General features: G+C 61.2%; 13 protein-coding genes and 3 pseudogenes. 7 read left to right on the forward strand and 9 right to left on the reverse strand.

What is annotated here, in order from left to right:
• Positions 1 to 173 precede the first annotated feature (173 nt).
• The 4 genes from BM216_RS14420 to BM216_RS14435 form a co-directional block, all read right to left on the reverse strand.
• Complete coding sequence (locus tag BM216_RS14420; protein ID WP_092999889.1) at positions 174 to 1,694, reverse strand: ATP-binding protein; 1,521 nt, start codon at positions 1,692 to 1,694, stop codon at positions 174 to 176.
• Positions 1,691 to 2,410, reverse strand: a complete 720-nt coding sequence (locus BM216_RS14425) for a response regulator (protein WP_092999890.1) — start codon at positions 2,408 to 2,410, stop codon at positions 1,691 to 1,693. Before BM216_RS14425 ends, BM216_RS14420 begins: the two co-directional genes overlap by 4 nt.
• A 168-nt stretch (positions 2,411 to 2,578) precedes the next feature.
• Complete coding sequence (locus BM216_RS14430; protein ID WP_092999891.1) at positions 2,579 to 5,722, reverse strand: efflux RND transporter permease subunit; 3,144 nt, start codon at positions 5,720 to 5,722, stop codon at positions 2,579 to 2,581.
• Positions 5,723 to 5,732: 10 nt separating this feature from the next.
• On the reverse strand, positions 5,733 to 6,980 hold the full coding sequence (locus BM216_RS14435; RefSeq protein ID WP_092999892.1) for an efflux RND transporter periplasmic adaptor subunit: 1,248 nt from the start codon (positions 6,978 to 6,980) through the stop codon (positions 5,733 to 5,735).
• A gap of 494 nt (positions 6,981 to 7,474) precedes the next feature.
• Here BM216_RS14435 and BM216_RS14440 point away from each other — a divergent pair, with 494 nt between their 5' ends.
• The 6 genes and pseudogenes from BM216_RS14440 to BM216_RS14465 all read left to right on the forward strand — a co-directional run bounded on the left by BM216_RS14440 (position 7,475) and on the right by BM216_RS14465 (position 13,040).
• Positions 7,475 to 8,383 carry a LysR family transcriptional regulator gene (locus BM216_RS14440; RefSeq protein WP_093000100.1) on the forward strand — a complete coding sequence of 303 codons (909 nt, stop codon included), beginning with the start codon at positions 7,475 to 7,477 and terminating at the stop codon, positions 8,381 to 8,383.
• 144 nt (positions 8,384 to 8,527) lie between these two features.
• Positions 8,528 to 9,286 (forward strand): annotated as a pseudogene (locus tag BM216_RS14445) (extracellular solute-binding protein); the annotation flags it as partial.
• A pseudogene (locus tag BM216_RS14450) lies at positions 9,286 to 9,834 on the forward strand (ABC transporter ATP-binding protein); the annotation flags it as partial. The pseudogenes BM216_RS14445 and BM216_RS14450, both read left to right, overlap by 1 nt.
• Positions 9,831 to 10,793 carry an ABC transporter permease gene (locus BM216_RS14455; protein WP_092999893.1) on the forward strand — a complete coding sequence of 321 codons (963 nt, stop codon included), beginning with the start codon at positions 9,831 to 9,833 and terminating at the stop codon, positions 10,791 to 10,793. The pseudogene BM216_RS14450 and the gene BM216_RS14455, both read left to right, overlap by 4 nt.
• Positions 10,783 to 11,598: an ABC transporter permease gene (locus BM216_RS14460; RefSeq protein ID WP_092999894.1), complete on the forward strand. Its 816-nt coding sequence runs from the start codon at positions 10,783 to 10,785 to the stop codon at positions 11,596 to 11,598. The genes BM216_RS14455 and BM216_RS14460 overlap by 11 nt, the downstream gene beginning before the upstream one ends.
• A gap of 14 nt (positions 11,599 to 11,612) precedes the next feature.
• Positions 11,613 to 13,040 carry a gamma-aminobutyraldehyde dehydrogenase gene (locus BM216_RS14465; protein ID WP_092999895.1) on the forward strand — a complete coding sequence of 476 codons (1,428 nt, stop codon included), beginning with the start codon at positions 11,613 to 11,615 and terminating at the stop codon, positions 13,038 to 13,040.
• Between the two features lie 190 nt (positions 13,041 to 13,230).
• Here BM216_RS14465 and BM216_RS14470 read toward each other — a convergent pair whose 3' ends face one another.
• Both BM216_RS14470 and BM216_RS34630 read right to left on the reverse strand, forming a co-directional pair.
• Positions 13,231 to 13,557, reverse strand: a complete 327-nt coding sequence (locus tag BM216_RS14470; protein ID WP_092999896.1) for a nuclear transport factor 2 family protein — start codon at positions 13,555 to 13,557, stop codon at positions 13,231 to 13,233.
• A 13-nt stretch (positions 13,558 to 13,570) separates the two neighbouring features.
• Complete coding sequence (locus BM216_RS34630) at positions 13,571 to 13,747, reverse strand: hypothetical protein (RefSeq protein ID WP_244530197.1); 177 nt, start codon at positions 13,745 to 13,747, stop codon at positions 13,571 to 13,573.
• Positions 13,748 to 13,772: 25 nt separating this feature from the next.
• Here BM216_RS34630 and BM216_RS34635 point away from each other — a divergent pair, with 25 nt between their 5' ends.
• Positions 13,773 to 14,231, forward strand: a complete 459-nt coding sequence (locus BM216_RS34635) for a hypothetical protein (protein ID WP_244530198.1) — start codon at positions 13,773 to 13,775, stop codon at positions 14,229 to 14,231.
• 15 nt (positions 14,232 to 14,246) lie between these two features.
• Here the strand turns inward: BM216_RS34635 and BM216_RS34640 are convergent.
• The 3 genes and pseudogenes from BM216_RS34640 to BM216_RS14485 all read right to left on the reverse strand — a co-directional run.
• Positions 14,247 to 14,552: pseudogene (locus BM216_RS34640) on the reverse strand (saccharopine dehydrogenase NADP-binding domain-containing protein); the annotation flags it as partial.
• Between the two features lies 1 nt (position 14,553).
• A complete protein-coding gene (locus BM216_RS14480) occupies positions 14,554 to 14,949 on the reverse strand; it encodes a VOC family protein (RefSeq protein ID WP_092999897.1) in 396 nt (131 codons plus the stop codon).
• A 15-nt stretch (positions 14,950 to 14,964) separates the two neighbouring features.
• A complete protein-coding gene (locus BM216_RS14485) occupies positions 14,965 to 15,708 on the reverse strand; it encodes an SDR family NAD(P)-dependent oxidoreductase (protein ID WP_092999898.1) in 744 nt (247 codons plus the stop codon).
• Between the last annotated feature and the right edge of the window lie 18 nt (positions 15,709 to 15,726).

Consider the following 15,726-nt stretch of genomic DNA (forward strand, 5'->3'; position numbering starts at 1 on the left):
ATGATGGTGCCCGCGCGGTCCGGATCGCGAAGGGACAATGGTGAACCTCCGACACATTTGCAGCGGCCTCTTCACGCCACTCCCACGCTCCGGCTGCAGTCAACGACTCCTGCCATAAACCATGCGCGGCAGAGAAAAACGGCTCTTCTAGAATATCAGGTCGGTCGGCTGGGTCATGGCTTGACGCGCCCTGCCAGCTTGCCGGCCTGGGGAAGTTTCACCGGTCCCACAAGCTGCCACCGCCGCGCCCGACGGATCGCCGTCATTTCCACATTGCCTTCCCGGGGCAGGGAAATCACCGCCTGCATCCCCTTCTCGACGGAAACCAGAGCGATATCCCCGCCATGCTGGCGGGCAACGGCACGCGCGATCGACAGGCCGAGACCGATGCCGCCCGTCTCCTTGTTGCGCGATGCTTCCAGCCGGAAGAAGGGGGCAAACACCTTTTCCTTCATCGCCTCCGGGATGCCCGGACCACTGTCCTCGATAACGATATCGATCGAGGTGGCGGTGTGGCGTAGAAACACCCTCGCCTCGCCGCCATATCGCACCGCATTCTCAACCAGATTGCGGACGGCTCGCCTCAAGCCATCGGGACGACAGCGATAGGTCGTTCTTTCTCCCGTGACATAGGTCACCGGCTGTCCGAGTTCGGACTGGTCGTCGCAGATGCTGCCGACAAGCGCCTCAAGCTCGATTGCGCGCGTCTCTTCCGCCGTCGCTTCACCTCTTGTGAACGCGATGGCCGACTCCGTCATGCTCTGCAACTCGTCGATCGTGGCGAGCATCTTGCGCTGGATGTCTTCATCCTTGACGAATTCCGTGCGCAGCCGCAGCGAGGTCAGGGGCGTGCGCAGGTCGTGGCCTATAGCAGCGAGCATCTTGGTGCGGTCCTCGATGAACCGATGCAGCCGGCTTTGCATCTTGTTGAAGGCGACGGCGGTACGGCGAATTTCTTCGGGACCGTCTTCGGCGAGAGGCGGTAGATTTTCACCGCGCCCGAGCGCCTCCGCCGACCGCGCGAGATTGCGCAGCGGCCGTGCGATCCGGCTGGCGATGAAAACGCCGATCAGAGCCAGGATGAGAGCGGTAAGCCCGACCGAAGTCAGAGACTTCGATGTCCACCAGCGCCCCTTGTCCTCCTGGTAGGTGGCGACATTGAGCCATCGGCCGTCACTGAGCTGCACCGCGAGCCCGTAACCATTCCGGCGATCGAAATAGATTGCCTTTGCTTCCTGCGGAAGGTTCCAGAGCAGGGCCGACGGCCGAGCCCATCCCTCGCCGCCATTCTCCGATGCCACCTCGCTTCGATCCGGCAGTTTCAGCTTGGATGGCGCGGCCCAGCCGTAAGCCTGGCTCAGGTCGACGAAGTTTTCGAGCGGCCTGGAAAGCTGGTCCAATGCATCGAGACGCCAGGTGCGCGGATCTTCCGGCTCATTGTCCGTCAGCCAGAATTTCGAATACCGGGTCTCGCTGGCGTTCAGGGCTTGCGCCCTGAACTGCGGAGGGATCGACTCGACGAGCCTCGTAATCGACGTGCCGCGGCTGAAAAACTCGCTCTTCGTCGCGGCACTGAGTGCCTTGGAACGCTCATCCCAGGAAATCAGGAAGGTCAGGGCCTGCGAGATCAACAGTGCAGCGAGCGTGAAGCCGATAAACTGTGCCGCGAGGCTTCGTCTCAGAAGCTGCATCATTCGAAGCTCACCTCCGCGGACAAGCTGTAACCGCCACCCCAATGGGTCTTGATGATTGACGGGCTTTTCGGGTTGTCCTCGATCTTCTTTCTCAGCCGACTGACCTGATTGTCGATGCTGCGGTCAAAGATGTCAGCGGTTCTGCCGACGGTAAGGTCGAGGAGCTGTTCGCGGCTCAAAACGATGCCGGGGCGCTCGATGAAGACTTTCAGCAGACGAAACTCGGCCGAACTCAATGGCACACCGACGCCGTCGTCGCCGGAAATTTCCTGCCGCCCCATGTTGACGCACCAGGGACCGATGCGAACCTTCTTCAGCTGCTCTTTGCTCATCCTTTGCGGCGCGTCGTTCATGCGGCGAAGAACGGCCCTGATCCTGGCGAGAAGCTCCCTGGGATTGAACGGCTTGACCAGATAGTCATCCGCGCCGAGTTCGAGCCCGACGATGCGATCGGTATCTTCCGCCATCGCGGTCAAGAAGATGATCGGGATGTTCGAGGTCGCCCGGACCTGCCGGCACACGGCAAGCCCATCTTCGCCCGGCATCATGATGTCCAGCACGATCAGATCGACGGCATGACGTTCAAGCAGCCGCCGCAGGGCCTGGCCGCTCTCGGCAACGCTCACCCTGTAGCCTTGCTGTTCGAGATATTGTCGAACGAGATCGCGGATATCACCGTGATCATCAACGACCACGACATGGGCAGCATCCTGCATTGTGCCTAACCTCTTTGAGCGATCAATCATACAGGAAGAGCCGGCCATCCCGCACGCGAAAAAGTGTATCAAAGTTTCACAGGATCTACCCGACCCGGACATATTCGCACTCCGGCGATCGTCGCGCCCTCGTATGCAGGCGCGGCCATTGCCGGGGGTGTCGCGAGCCTATTCTGCCGGCACGCTTTCGGCCGGCAGAGCACGGGACGCTCCGGCATTTCCGCCAAAGAGCCGACGGGTCACGACGAAGAGCACCGGGATGAAGAAGATGCCGAGCACCGTTGCGGATATCATTCCGCCCATGACACCGATGCCGATCGAGTTCTGGCTGCCGGAACCTGCTCCCTCCGCGATCGCAAGCGGCAGGACACCGAGGATGAAGGCAAATGATGTCATCAGGATCGGCCGAAGGCGCTGGCGGGACGCCTCCACCGTCGCTTCAAAGAGCGTCTTGCCCGATGCCTGCTCGGCGGTGGCGAATTCCACGATGAGGATGGCGTTCTTTGCCGCAAGCCCGATCGTCGTCAGGAGGCCGACCTTGAAATAGACGTCGTTCACCTGCCCGAACAGGGTTGCGGCGGCGAGAGCGCCGAATATGCCGACGGGCACGGCAAGCATGACCGACAGCGGGATGGTCCAGCTTTCATAGAGCGCGGCCAGTGCCAGAAAAACAACGATCACCGAGATCACGTAAAGCTGGAGCGCCTGATTGCCGGCCAGCTGCTCCTGCGCCGAAAGGCTCGTCCACTGATGGGTGAAACCATCCGGCAATTCGCCCATCATGCGATCGATTTCCGCCATTGCCTGCCCCGAGCTGACGCCGGCGGCCGCCGCACCCTGGACCTGGACTGCCGATACGCCGTTATATCGTTCCAGCCGCGGTGAACCGAAATTCCACTGCCCTGTCGAGAAGGCCGAAAGCGGCACCATCTCGTTCTGGTCGTTACGAACATGCCACCGCTCGAAGTCCTGGGGCTGCATTCGGAAATCGGCATCCGACTGGACATAGACGCGCTTGACACGCCCACGGTCGACGAAGTCGTTCACATAGGTCCCGCCCCACGCCGTCGAGAGCGTCGCATCGATATCGGCCAAGGGAATGCCGAGCGCGCTTGCCCGGGCACGATCGATCGATACCGAATATTGCGGCGTGTCGTCCTGCCCGTTGGGGCGCGTGCCGGTCAACTGGCTGTTCTGCGCCGCCGCCCCCAGCAGCTGATTGCGCGCTGCCATCAGCGCGACATGACCGGCGTTGCCGGTATCGCGGATGAAGAAGTCGAAGCCGCTATTGTTGCCAAAGCCGGGAATCGCGGGCGGTGCAAGGGCAACGACACGCGCATCGGCGATGGTGCCGAAGGCACGCATGGCTCTCTGGGCAATCGCCTGGGCGGAGGATTCCGGCGTTTGACGCTGGTCGAAATCCTTGAGCGCGACGAAGGCCGTTGCGACATTCTGGCCCTGGCCGGCAAAGCTGAAGCCGACGTTTCCGAACACGCCATCGACATGATCGCGCTCGTTAGTCAGATAGTGTTCCATGACCTGATCAAGCACACGCCGCGTTCTGTCGGCCGTCGCGCCGGGCGGCAGCTGAATTGCCGTGATCAGACGCCCCTGATCCTCTTCTGGAAGAAAGGCGGACGGGAGCCTGGTGAACATGAAACCGGTGGCGATGGAGACGGCAGCGAACAGGATAAGGGCGAGACCGCTGCGCCGTAGAACCGATCCGGTTGTCCGTTGATAGAAGCCGGTAAAGCTGCCGAAGGCGGAGTTGAACCATCTGAATGGGGCCGCTCTCTTTGCGTGGTGCTGCGGCTTTCTGAGAATGGTCGCGCAAAGCGCCGGCGTCAGGATCAGGGCGACCAGCACCGACAGGACCATGGAGGAGACAATCGTGATCGAGAATTGCCGGTAGATGATGCCGACGGAACCCGAGAAGAATGCCATGGGTATGAAAACGGCGGCCAGCACAGTGGTGATGCCGACGAGAGCGCCGCTGATCTCGCGCATGGATTTGATCGTGGCCTCTCGAGGACCAAGACCGTCCTCCTCCATCACGCGTTCGACATTTTCCACCACGACGATCGCATCATCTACGAGAAGGCCGATGGCCAGCACCATTCCGAACATGGTCAATGTGTTGATCGAATAGCCGAACATGGCCAGCACGCCGAAAGTGCCCAGCAGGACCACAGGTACGGCCAATGTCGGGATGATCGTCGCGCGAAGGTTCTGCAGGAACACGTACATGACGACGAAGACGAGGACGATCGCTTCGACCAGGGTGACGAGAACCCCTTCGATCGACAGGCGAACGAAAGGCGATGTGTCGAAAGGATATTGCACCTCGACATTTGCAGGGAAGCCGGCGCGCTGCTGCTCGATCTCTAACCGCACGGCCTCGGCAACGTCGAGCGCGTTGGCGCCTGCTGCAAGTCGAAAGCCGATACCGGCGGCAGGGTGGCCACTATAGATAGCCGATGTCGTATAGCTTTCGGCGCCAAGCTCCACGTTCGCGACGTCGGCGAGACGCACGACCGAACCGTCCGCTGCACTCGCCAGGATGATCGCATCGAACTGCTCCTTCGTCTGCAGGCGGCTGCCCGCGGTGACGGTCGCGTTGAGCTGTTGTCCCTGACGTTGCGGCAGCGCCCCGAGCTGTCCGGCGGAGACCTGGGTATTCTGCGCCCTTATCGCCTGCGTGACGTCGCTCACCATCAACCCGTGCTGGGCGAGCCTGTCGGGCTCAAGCCAAATCCGCATGGCATATCTGTTGGAACCGAGAAGCTGCGCTTCCCCGACCCCCGGCACACGACGCAACGCATCCATCAGCGAAGTGTCGACGAAATCGGCGATATCGGTTCCGCTGAAACGATCATCGGTCGAGACGAAGGCGGCGATGAGGAAGAAGCTTGCCGTCGACTTGGACACTGCCAGGCCGGAATCGCGAACCGCCTGCGGCAGTCTGGCTTCGACGAGCTGGAGGTTGTTCTGGACCTGCATCTGGGCGACGTCCGGGTCCGCGGCATTGGTGAATGTCAGCGTGATGGACGCCTCGCCGGTCGAGGTCGAGTTGGACGAGATATAGTCGAGGTGGTCGATACCGGTCATGCCCTGCTCGATCACCTTGGTGACCGAGTCTTCGACAGTCTGCGCATCCGCTCCCGGATAGTTTCCGGTAATCCGCACGGCAGTCGGCGCAATCTGGGGATATTGCGAGATGGACAGTGTTGTGATCGACAGAGCGCCGACAAGCATGACAGCCATGGCGAGAACGAAGGCGAAGATCGGCCGATCGATAAAGAAGCGTGACATGGCTGTTCACTCACTGAAGGTTGACGGTGTTCCGGATCGATACCTGCGCATCACCGCCCTGGCCGCCGGCCGGGGCGTCGGGCGCTGCCGCGGTCCGCACCTCTCCCGTATCCTCGTCGACGATGACCTCGCTGACCTCGACCTCCTGTCCGATCCCAGCCCTTTGCACGCCTTCCACAACCACTCGGTCACCATCCCGCACCCCGCCCGTGACGAGCCAGCTGTTGCCGACGCTACGATCGACGGAGATGACCCGTTCCTCGACCTTCATCTGGTCATTGATGAACCTTGCCGTCGCTTCGCCACGCGGTGTCCTCGACACGGCGCGCTGCGGTACGAGAAAACTGTCTTCCACATAGCCTTCTTCTACGAGTGCGCGCACATACATACCCGGAAGGAGAACGCCTTCGGGGTTTGGATAGACGACGCGCAGGGAGACCATACCGGTCGACTGGGACACGGCCGACGCGTGAAATTGCAACTTGCCCGGATGCGGGTAGTGCGTGCCATCCTCGAGCTGCAGCTCGACGGATACGAACTCTCCATTTGACTTCACCCGTTGTGATGCCAGTGCCTTGTTCAGGGCAAGCAGGCTGGCGCTCGAGCGAACAAGATCGACATTGATGATGTCCATCTGGCGAATGGTCGTCAGCGCGAGCGACTGGTCCTGGGTCACAAGCGCGCCCTGGGTGACGTTCGATGCATCGAGGCGTCCTGCGATCGGTGCACGGACTTTGGTATAGTCGAGTTCGATGCGCGCCGTTTCCAGCGCCGACTCGGCCGCCGCGACATCTGCCTCAGCCTGAAGCATCTGTGTCTGAGCCTCGTCGAATTCCTGGCGACTGACGGCATTGTTGGCGCTCAGGGTCTGATAGCGCTCGAAACGCGCTCGCGCGCTGGGAACCGCGCTTTCGGCGCGCTGCAACGCTGCCTGAGCATTACGGTAGGCCGCTTCGAATGGGGTGGGATCAAGTTCGTAAAGTACGTCACCTGCCTCGACGATCCCGCCCTCTTCGAAGGTTCGCTGCCGGACGATACCCGTAACGCGCGGCCGGACCTCCGCGACGAGATGCGCGCTGGTTCGTCCGGGCAGTTCCACCGACAACGTGACGGCCTGCCGATGCAAGGTCTGCGCGCTGACCTGAGGCTTTACTCTCGCAGCGGGCTGTTGAGCGTCAGCTTCGCAGCCCGCCAACCATGTCGACAGCAGCACGAGCAGAACGACACGGGAAAGGAGATCAGAACCCAGGCGGACCATATTTAGCACCTCAAAGCGGAAGGGAAAGCTCAGGAAACCGGTGCGCCTCGCTTTACGGCGGAGACGGCAGGTTCCAACGCTAGCCTCGCTTTGTCGCAGAGGTGTGCCATGGCGGATGAAAACTGTAACCTGTTGTATCGCGATCTTGCGACGAAAGAGGCATGCCTCGGCATCGGCATCGGCATTACGAAGTCGAACATGGGCCCCGCAGGTCGGGCGTGCCGAGATTTGATTTTGCGGATGCGTGCATCCCATTCTTGGAGGTATGGGTCTTCGCGCCAGCAGAGCTGCCAACGCTCGGTGTCGCACCCGCATTGCCTTGTGCAGCTGACAGCGCGCCAACAGCTGTCCGAGGAGACCGAGGCATCAACTATACGCACATCGTGGCTCTCTTCCGAAGAGAATGTCGGTCCGCGATAGCATTGCCGATTGTGTTTATGTCCGCTTTTTGGTCGAGTTGGCCGCAATCGACATTCTCGCGCGGCGTGCTCACCATGGCCTTCACCCTCCGTCAGATCCAGTATTTCGTGGCTGTCGCCGAACAAGGCTCGGTCACGCGCGCGGCGCAAAACCTGTCGATCTCGCAATCCTCCGTCACCGAGGCCATAAAGGAACTGGAAGCCGACCTCGGGATGGCCTTGTTCGAGCGCCATCCACGCGGCCTGTCGATCACGCATAACGGACATCAGTTCCTGCGGCACGCCACCAAAATCCTGGCGGCGGTTTCCGATGCCAAGACCAACTTCGCCGACGAGAGACATGGACCGACCGGCGCGCTGAATATCGGCGTGACCTCGCTGGTCGCGGGCTATGTGCTGTCCGATCTGCTGGCGCGCTATCGTCGCGCCTGCCCGAATGTCGAGGTGAGTGCGATGGAGGATAATGGCAGCTATCTGGAACATCTGCTGATCGGTGGCGAGCTCGACGTGGCTGTCATGGTCATCTCGAACCTGCGCGACCGCATGGCCCTGCAGGCGGAAATCCTTGAGACCTCTCCTTACCGCCTTTGGCTTCCGCTTGGACATCCGCTGGTCTCCGCCGATATCATCTCCATTGCCGACATCGCGCGCGAGCCGCTCATCATGCTCACCGTCGACGAAATCGAGGAAAACACCGGCAAGCTCCTGGCCGCGCTCGGGGCACGCCCGCATGTCGCCTTCCGCACCCGATCCGTCGAGGCGGTTCGCAGCCTTGTCGCGACCGGTGCCGGTGTCGCACTCCTGCCGGATCTCGTCTATCGGCCGTGGTCGCTCGAAGGCGACCGGATTGAAAGCCGTGATGTATCGGGATCGCTGCCTGTCGTGCAGGTGGGCATGGTCTGGCGAAAGGGGTCGAGCCTGCCGCAAGCAGCACGGGACTTTGTCGCCATTGCCGAGAACCTGCGCTCCGGCCGAATTCGATAATCGGGCGCACATTCCATCCGCCTGATATCGGAAACTCCGATATCGCGTTTCTGATAAATGAATTTGCGAAAACACCGTTTGGAAGTCACCTTTTCGTTCGGGAACAAAACGCCGCAAAAGCGGCACCGAACCGGGAGACGGACGATGAAGCATCTCTTGAAAGCATGCACCGTTACTTTGGCGAGCTTCGGTCTCGTCACGCAGGTCGTTGCCGCAGAACCACTGAAGGAACTCGGAAAGGGTGAAGGCGCCGTCAGCATCGTCGCCTGGGCCGGCTATATTGAGCGCGGCGAGACGGACAAGGCCTATGACTGGGTCACCGATTTCGAGAAAGAGACCGGCTGCAAGGTTTCCGTCAAGACCGCCGCTACCTCCGACGAAATGGTGGCGCTGATGAACGAGGGTGGTTTTGACCTCGTTACCGCGTCCGGCGATGCATCGCTCAGGCTTGTCGCCGGCAAGCGCGTCCAGCCGATCAACACCGACCTGATCCCGAGCTTCAAGACTGTCGACAAACGCCTGCAGGATGCTCCCTGGCACACCGTCAAGGGCGTGCATTACGGCACTCCCTACCTCTGGGGGCCGAACGTCCTGATGTACAATACCGACGCTTTCAAGGACAAGGCGCCGGCGAGCTGGAAGGTCGTGTTCGAGGAGGAAACGCTTCCCGATGGCAAATCCAACAAAGGCCGCGTCCAGGCCTATGACGGGCCGATCTACATCGCCGACGCCGCCCTCTATCTGATGGCGCACAAGCCGGATCTCGGCATCAAGGATCCCTATGAGCTGAACGAGGACCAGTACAAGGCGGCACTCGACCTCTTGCGCGGCCAGCGCCAGCTCGTTTCCCGCTACTGGCACGACGCGATGATCCAGATCGACGACTTCAAGAACGAAGGCGTCGGGCGCTGGTCAACCGGCCCAAGGTCCTGCTGCTCGACGAACCACTCGGGGCGCTGGATCTCAAGCTGCGCGAGCAGATGCAGGAGGAATTGAAAACCCTGCAGCGGGCGCTCGGCATCACCTTCGTCTTCGTCACCCACGACCAGGGCGAGGCCTTGTCCATGGCCGACCGCGTCGCCGTCTTCAACAATGGCGGTATCGTCCAGCATGGCACGCCGCAGGATATCTACAATCGACCGAAGACGCGATTCATCGCCGACTTCGTCGGTTCGTCCAACGTCATTCCTCCGGACAGGATGGCGGCACTTGGCGGCGAGAGCCGCTGGGCGAGCCTCAGGCCGGAAGCTATAAGGCTTTCGGAGAGTGGTGGAGAGGCGACCGTCGAGAATGTCAGTTTCCTCGGCGCCGCCACACGGCTCGCAGTCGATATGGGCGGATTGAAACTGCATGTCATGCTGCCGGCCGGCACGGCGGTTCCCGCAATCGGCGCCAAGGTGAGGGTTGCCTGGCAGACGGCAGATCTGCATTACCTGGATGATGCGGCATGACGATGCTCGGGATGGAGACACAGCGAACATCAATCCTCCCACGGCGCGGGGGATTGGCCGGCGCGCTGTCAGATACGTTCTGGCGGCACCCGAAACTTCTTCTGTTCCTGATGCTCACCCCACCGCTGCTCTGGCTCGGCATCATCTATATCGGCTCGCTGATAGCCCTGCTTCTGCAGAGCTTCTTCTCGATCGACGAATTCTCCGGGATGGTCAGCTACGAGTTCACTCTGGCAACATATGCCCAGCTCCTGAGCCCGGCCAATTTCGACATCATCCTGCGCACCTTGCTGATGGCGACGCTGGTCACCATCGCCTCGGCCTTCATCGCCTTTCCCATCGCCTATTACGCCGCCCGTTATGCGCAGGGAAAATGGAAAGCGCTGTTCTATCTCGGCGTCATGCTGCCGCTCTGGTCGAGCTATCTCGTCAAGATCTATGCCTGGAAGCTCATTCTTGCCAAGGAAGGCATCGTCACCTGGTTCTTCGCCAAGTTTCATATGGCCTGGCTGCTGGACGGCCTGCTTGCATTGCCGATCATCGGCGGCAATTCGCTTTCGGTCAGCTATCTCGGCACCTTCATCGTCTTCGTCTATATCTGGCTGCCCTACATGATCCTGCCGACACAGGCAGCGCTCGAACGGGTGGCCGGCAATCTTGTCGAGGCCTCGGCCGATCTCGGCGCCACCCCGCGCCAGACCTTTCGCACCGTGCTTTTTCCGCTCGCCCTACCGGGCATCATCGCCGGCTCGATCTTCACCTTCTCGCTGACGCTCGGCGACTACATCATTCCGCAGATCATCGGCTCATCGCGCCTCTTCATCGGCCAGGCGGTCTATGCCCTGCAGGGAACGGCCGGAAACGTGCCGCTGGCGGCCGCCTTCTCCGTCGTGCCAATCGTGATCATGGGCATCTATCTCTGGCTTGCCAAACGCATGGGGGCTTTCGATGCGCTCTGACCGCGGCTCGCGCGCTCCCCTGTCCCTGAAGATTGCGGCCGCTTTCGGCCTGCTTTTCCTGCATCTGCCGATCCTGCTGATCTTCGTCTATGCCTTCACGACGGAGGAGAAGAGCTATCAATGGCCACCGCCTGGCCTGACATTGAAATGGTTCGGCATCGCCTGGAACCGGCCCGATGTCTGGGCGGCACTTGGCCTCTCGGTGCAGGTCGCCTGTATCGCGACGGCCATTGCGCTTGTGCTTGGCACGCTCTGCGCCGCCGCCGTCAGCCAGACACGCTTTTTCGGCCGCGAGGCGATCTCACTTCTCGTCATCCTGCCGATCGCGCTGCCGGGCATCATCACCGGCATTGCTCTGCGCTCCGCCTTCAGCCTGATGGACGTCCCCTTCTCCGTCTGGACGATCGTGCTCGGCCACGCGACCTTCTGCGTCGTGGTCGTCTACAACAATGCGGTCGCTCGTTTCCGCCGCACCTCCGGCTCGCTTATCGAGGCATCGATGGATCTCGGCGCGGACGGTTTCCAGACCTTCCGCCATATCATCCTGCCGAATATCGGCACGGCGCTGCTTGCCGGCGGAATGCTGGCCTTCGCGCTGTCCTTCGACGAGGTGATCGTCACGACATTCACCGGCGGCCAGCAATCGACCCTGCCGATCTGGATGCTTGAGGAACTGATCCGCCCACGCCAGCGGCCGGTCACCAATGTCGTCGCCATGATCGTGGTGATCGTCACCTTCCTGCCGATCCTGGCCGCTTATTACCTCACCCGCGACGGCGACCAGATCGCCGGGTCCGACAAATGACAAGGGAGACACTGATGGATACCGAGATGCTGATCGGCGCGCGTTTCGAAGCCGGCACGGAGAATGAAGAACATATTCTCAATCCGAAGACCGGCGAGACGGTGCTCGACCTGCCCGAAGCTTCGCTTTCCCAGATAGATGCCGCCGTCGATGCGGCCGAAAAGGCGTTCATCTCGTGGGCGCGTACCACGCCGGGCGAACGCTCGGCCTATCTGCTGAAGATCGCCGATGCGATCGAGAGGGATGCGGAAGCTTTCGCCACGCTCGAGGCGCTGAATTGCGGCAAGCCGATCAATGCCGTGCTGAACGATGAAATCCCTGCGATCGTCGACTGCTACCGTTTCTTTGCCGGCGCAGTGCGCAATCTCCACGGTCCGGTCGCCGGCGAATACATGCCCAACCACACATCGATGATCCGCCGCGATCCGATCGGCGTCGTGGGCTCGATCGCGCCCTGGAACTACCCGTTGATGATGATGGCATGGAAGCTCGCTCCGGCGATCGCCGGCGGCAACACAGTCGTCTTCAAGCCTTCGGAGCAAACGCCGCTCACCGCGCTCAAAATGGCGAAACTGCTCTCGGGAATCCTGCCCGAAGGCGTGGTGAATGTCGTGCTCGGACGTGGCGAGAGCGTCGGCAATGCGCTGATCAACCATCCGAAGATATCCATGGTGTCAATCACCGGCGATGTTGCGACCGGCAAGAAAGTGCTGGCCGCTGCTGCCAGGACGGTCAAGCGCACGCATCTGGAACTCGGCGGCAAGGCTCCAGTGATCGTCTTCAACGATGCCGATATCGAAGCCGTCGTCGCCGGTATTCGCACCTTCGGCTATTACAATGCCGGCCAGGATTGCACCGCCGCCTGCCGCATCTACGCGCATTCCAAGGTCTACGACAATTTCGTCGCCGATCTCACCGACGCGGTATCCAGCATCAAGTTCAACCAGGCGGACGACACCGAAAACGAGATCGGCCCGTTGATCTCGAAGCGCCAGCGCGACCGTGTCGAAAGTTTTGTCGCGCGCGCTTCGGAACACAAGCACATGGAGATCACCACCGGCGGCAAGACGGCTGGCGACAAGGGGTTCTTCTTCACGCCGACACTGATCACAGGCGCCACGCAGGATGACGAGATCGTCCGCCGCGAAGTCTTCGGCCCGGTCGTTTCGGTCACCCGGTTTTCCGATGTCGAGGACGCGGTAACCTGGGCAAACGACAGCGACTATGGCCTGGCCTCTTCCGTCTGGACCAAGGATATCGGCCGCGGCATGAAAACCGCCGCACAGCTGCAATATGGCTGCACCTGGATCAACACCCATTTCATGCTCGTCAACGAGATGCCGCATGGCGGATTGAAGCAGTCCGGCTATGGCAAGGACATGTCGGCCTATGCGCTGGAGGACTATACCGCGGTACGGCATGTCATGATCAAGCACGAGTGAGGTTCTGACAGATCGGGTTGGGGGAGCCCGCGCCAGGCCGTGACAACCACCATCCGCTCAGAAAATTTCCGAGGAATGGGTATCGCGCGGATCTGCCTGATTTCATCCGCTAAGCTCAGCTCCTCTTCAATCGTGACATCGGCGCCCTCGGTGCCGATGTCACGACTTGGCTGGACCGTCGCTGGCTCCGCTATTCCAGATCCGCGTCAACGCGCTGGATCAGGTTATCCGCGTTGATCGTGATGTCGAGGATGCCGATCTCATGGCCGAAGTCGCCTGTGAAATCCAGCCGGACGCTCGACCGGAAGCCGTCCAGTTCCTCCAGAGACAACAACTCGCTCCTGGTGTTGTAACCGACGAAAAACCGATCGAGGTACTGACGGACGCCATCTCTGCCAAGAAAGGCGTCGCCGACCGAAGCATCATCGATGACGGAGTCGGGAGCAAACAGGGTTAGAGCCTCTTCGACATCGAAGGCATTGGCCTTCTCGATGAAGAGCTGGATGATCTCCTGCATATTGCTACGCTCCCTAGACATCAATAATCGTGGTGTTGGCGATCGTCTGCGCGAAATCGCTGCCGAACAGCGCTGCCGGCGCATGGAAGCCGGGACGAAATTCTCCTTTCAATACGCGCCGGCCGGCCTCGGCCGCGGCCATCGCCGTGAAGGTGTATCCGTTGACCGTGTCGAGACGCGCGCGTGTCACATGACCTTCCGCGTTGGTGACCTCGATGGCCGCCTGGTATCGGTTTGCAAGACGGTCCTCTTCGCTCGGCCCGTCTGGAAGCAGGGACAGATCGCCCTGCGGAAATCCAGCCCGTCACCTGAACGAACGTCTCGACGTCGGGGACGCCCGTCGCCCGCCAAATCGTGATGAGATCGGGAAGCGTCACAGGGAAACAGTCCACCTCACCCCTGCCGAAGTCGAACTTCCGGATGCCATCGGCCGGAACGCCGACAAGCTTCCCGTCTACACGAGCCAGGGTCTCGGTGGTCACATTCTCCACGGCGCTGATCGCCGACCCGCGCGAAAGACCGCCCGCGACGCGCAGCGCGATCTCTATCTTGCGCGGGTCGCTGACCTTTCCGACAGCGTATCCGGCGAGAATGCCGAGCATTGCGACGCTTCCGCCACCGCCCGGCATCAGCATTGTTCCCGCCGCCTTCGCCTCATCGTCCAAAGCTTCTGACAGGCGATAGCTATCGAGTTCGGCAGCCGTGTCGAGATAGTGGACTCGATTGCGGATTGCCGCCCGCATGAGAGGTTCGGCGGTGCGCAGAAACGGTCCCGCGCAATTCAGGAGGGCCGAAATGTCTGCAAGGCCCTCGTCGATCTCCCCGTTGTCGGAAAGGCCGAACACCCGGTGTTCAACGCCAAGTTCGGCGGCAAGCCCTGAGAGGGTGTCCTTGCTGCGGCCTGCGAGAACGAGAGGCGTGCCCGCCGCCCTCGCATGTTCCGCCGTCATGCGGCCGGTATAGCCGGTCGCGCCGTAGATCATCAGCTTTGTCATGTCAGTGCTGCCATTCCTTGTAGACGAATTCGAGGCTGTAGCCGTCAGGGTCGCGAACCTGCGCGGCGTAGTAACGTGGGTCGTAATGGAGCTGCGCTCCGGGCGGATGAATTTCTGACGCGCCCGCTGCCATGGCGGCGATAAAGGCGGCATCGACCTGATGGGGGCCTTTGGCGACGAAGCCGACATGGGCGGCGCGTCCGTCAACGACACCTTCCCGGAGCCAGAAGAACACCCTACCGTCCGCCCCGAAACCCTTCAGGTCCGGATGGCCAGATGGACCGTCCTTTCCGTCGTAGTCGAGCACGTGGGTGATCCCGAGGGGCCGGAGCGCCGCCTCGTAGAAGGCGATCGAGCGAGTGACATCGCGGACGGAAATGAAAACGTGATCGATCATGCTTTCCTCCCTGCTTTAGATGATGTAACCGCCCGCAACCTCGATGTTCTGGGCATTGATCCAGCGGTTTTCACCGGACAGAAGGCTGGCGACGACGCCACCGATCTCTTCGGGCTCCCCCACCCGACCAAGCGCAGTCTGGCCAGCGAGCATCATTTCGAACTCGTCGTTGAGGCCGCCGGCCAGTTCGGTTCGGATAGCGCCCGGCGCTATCGAGTTCGCCCGAATTCGCCGGTCACCGAACTCCTTTGCCATGTAGCGGGTCAGGACTTCGAGACCACCCTTGAAGGCGGCATAGGGCGCGATGCCGGCCGTGGCCACGCGCGACGTGGCACTGGTGATGTTGATGATCTGGCCGCCGTCCGCCATCAGCGGCAGCATTATCTGGGTCAGAAAGAACGGCCCTTTGAGATGGACGTTGAACAGCCCGTCGAACTGCTCTTCCGTTACACTGGCGATCGGATTGAAGAGGCCGTATCCGGCATTGTTGACGAGATAGTCGAAATCGCCGCGGCGCCAGACGAAGCGAAGCTGTGCGGCGACAGCCTCATGAAACCCCGCAAACGAGCCGACATCGCCGACGTCAAGCTTCAGTGCGACAGCCTGGCCGCCGTTCTCGACGATCGTTCTCACGACCTCGTCGGCCTTTTCGAGATTGCTGTTGTAGGTGATGATGACGCCCATGCCTTTGCGGGCGCATTCGATCGCGGTGCTTGCTCCAAGGCCTCGGCTACCACCGGTGACGATGACGATCTTCACTTTTCATTCCTTCCATAG

It is taken from the genome of Rhizobium sp. NFR07 (assembly GCF_900111905.1).
In the GTDB taxonomy this organism is placed as follows: domain Bacteria; phylum Pseudomonadota; class Alphaproteobacteria; order Rhizobiales; family Rhizobiaceae; genus Neorhizobium.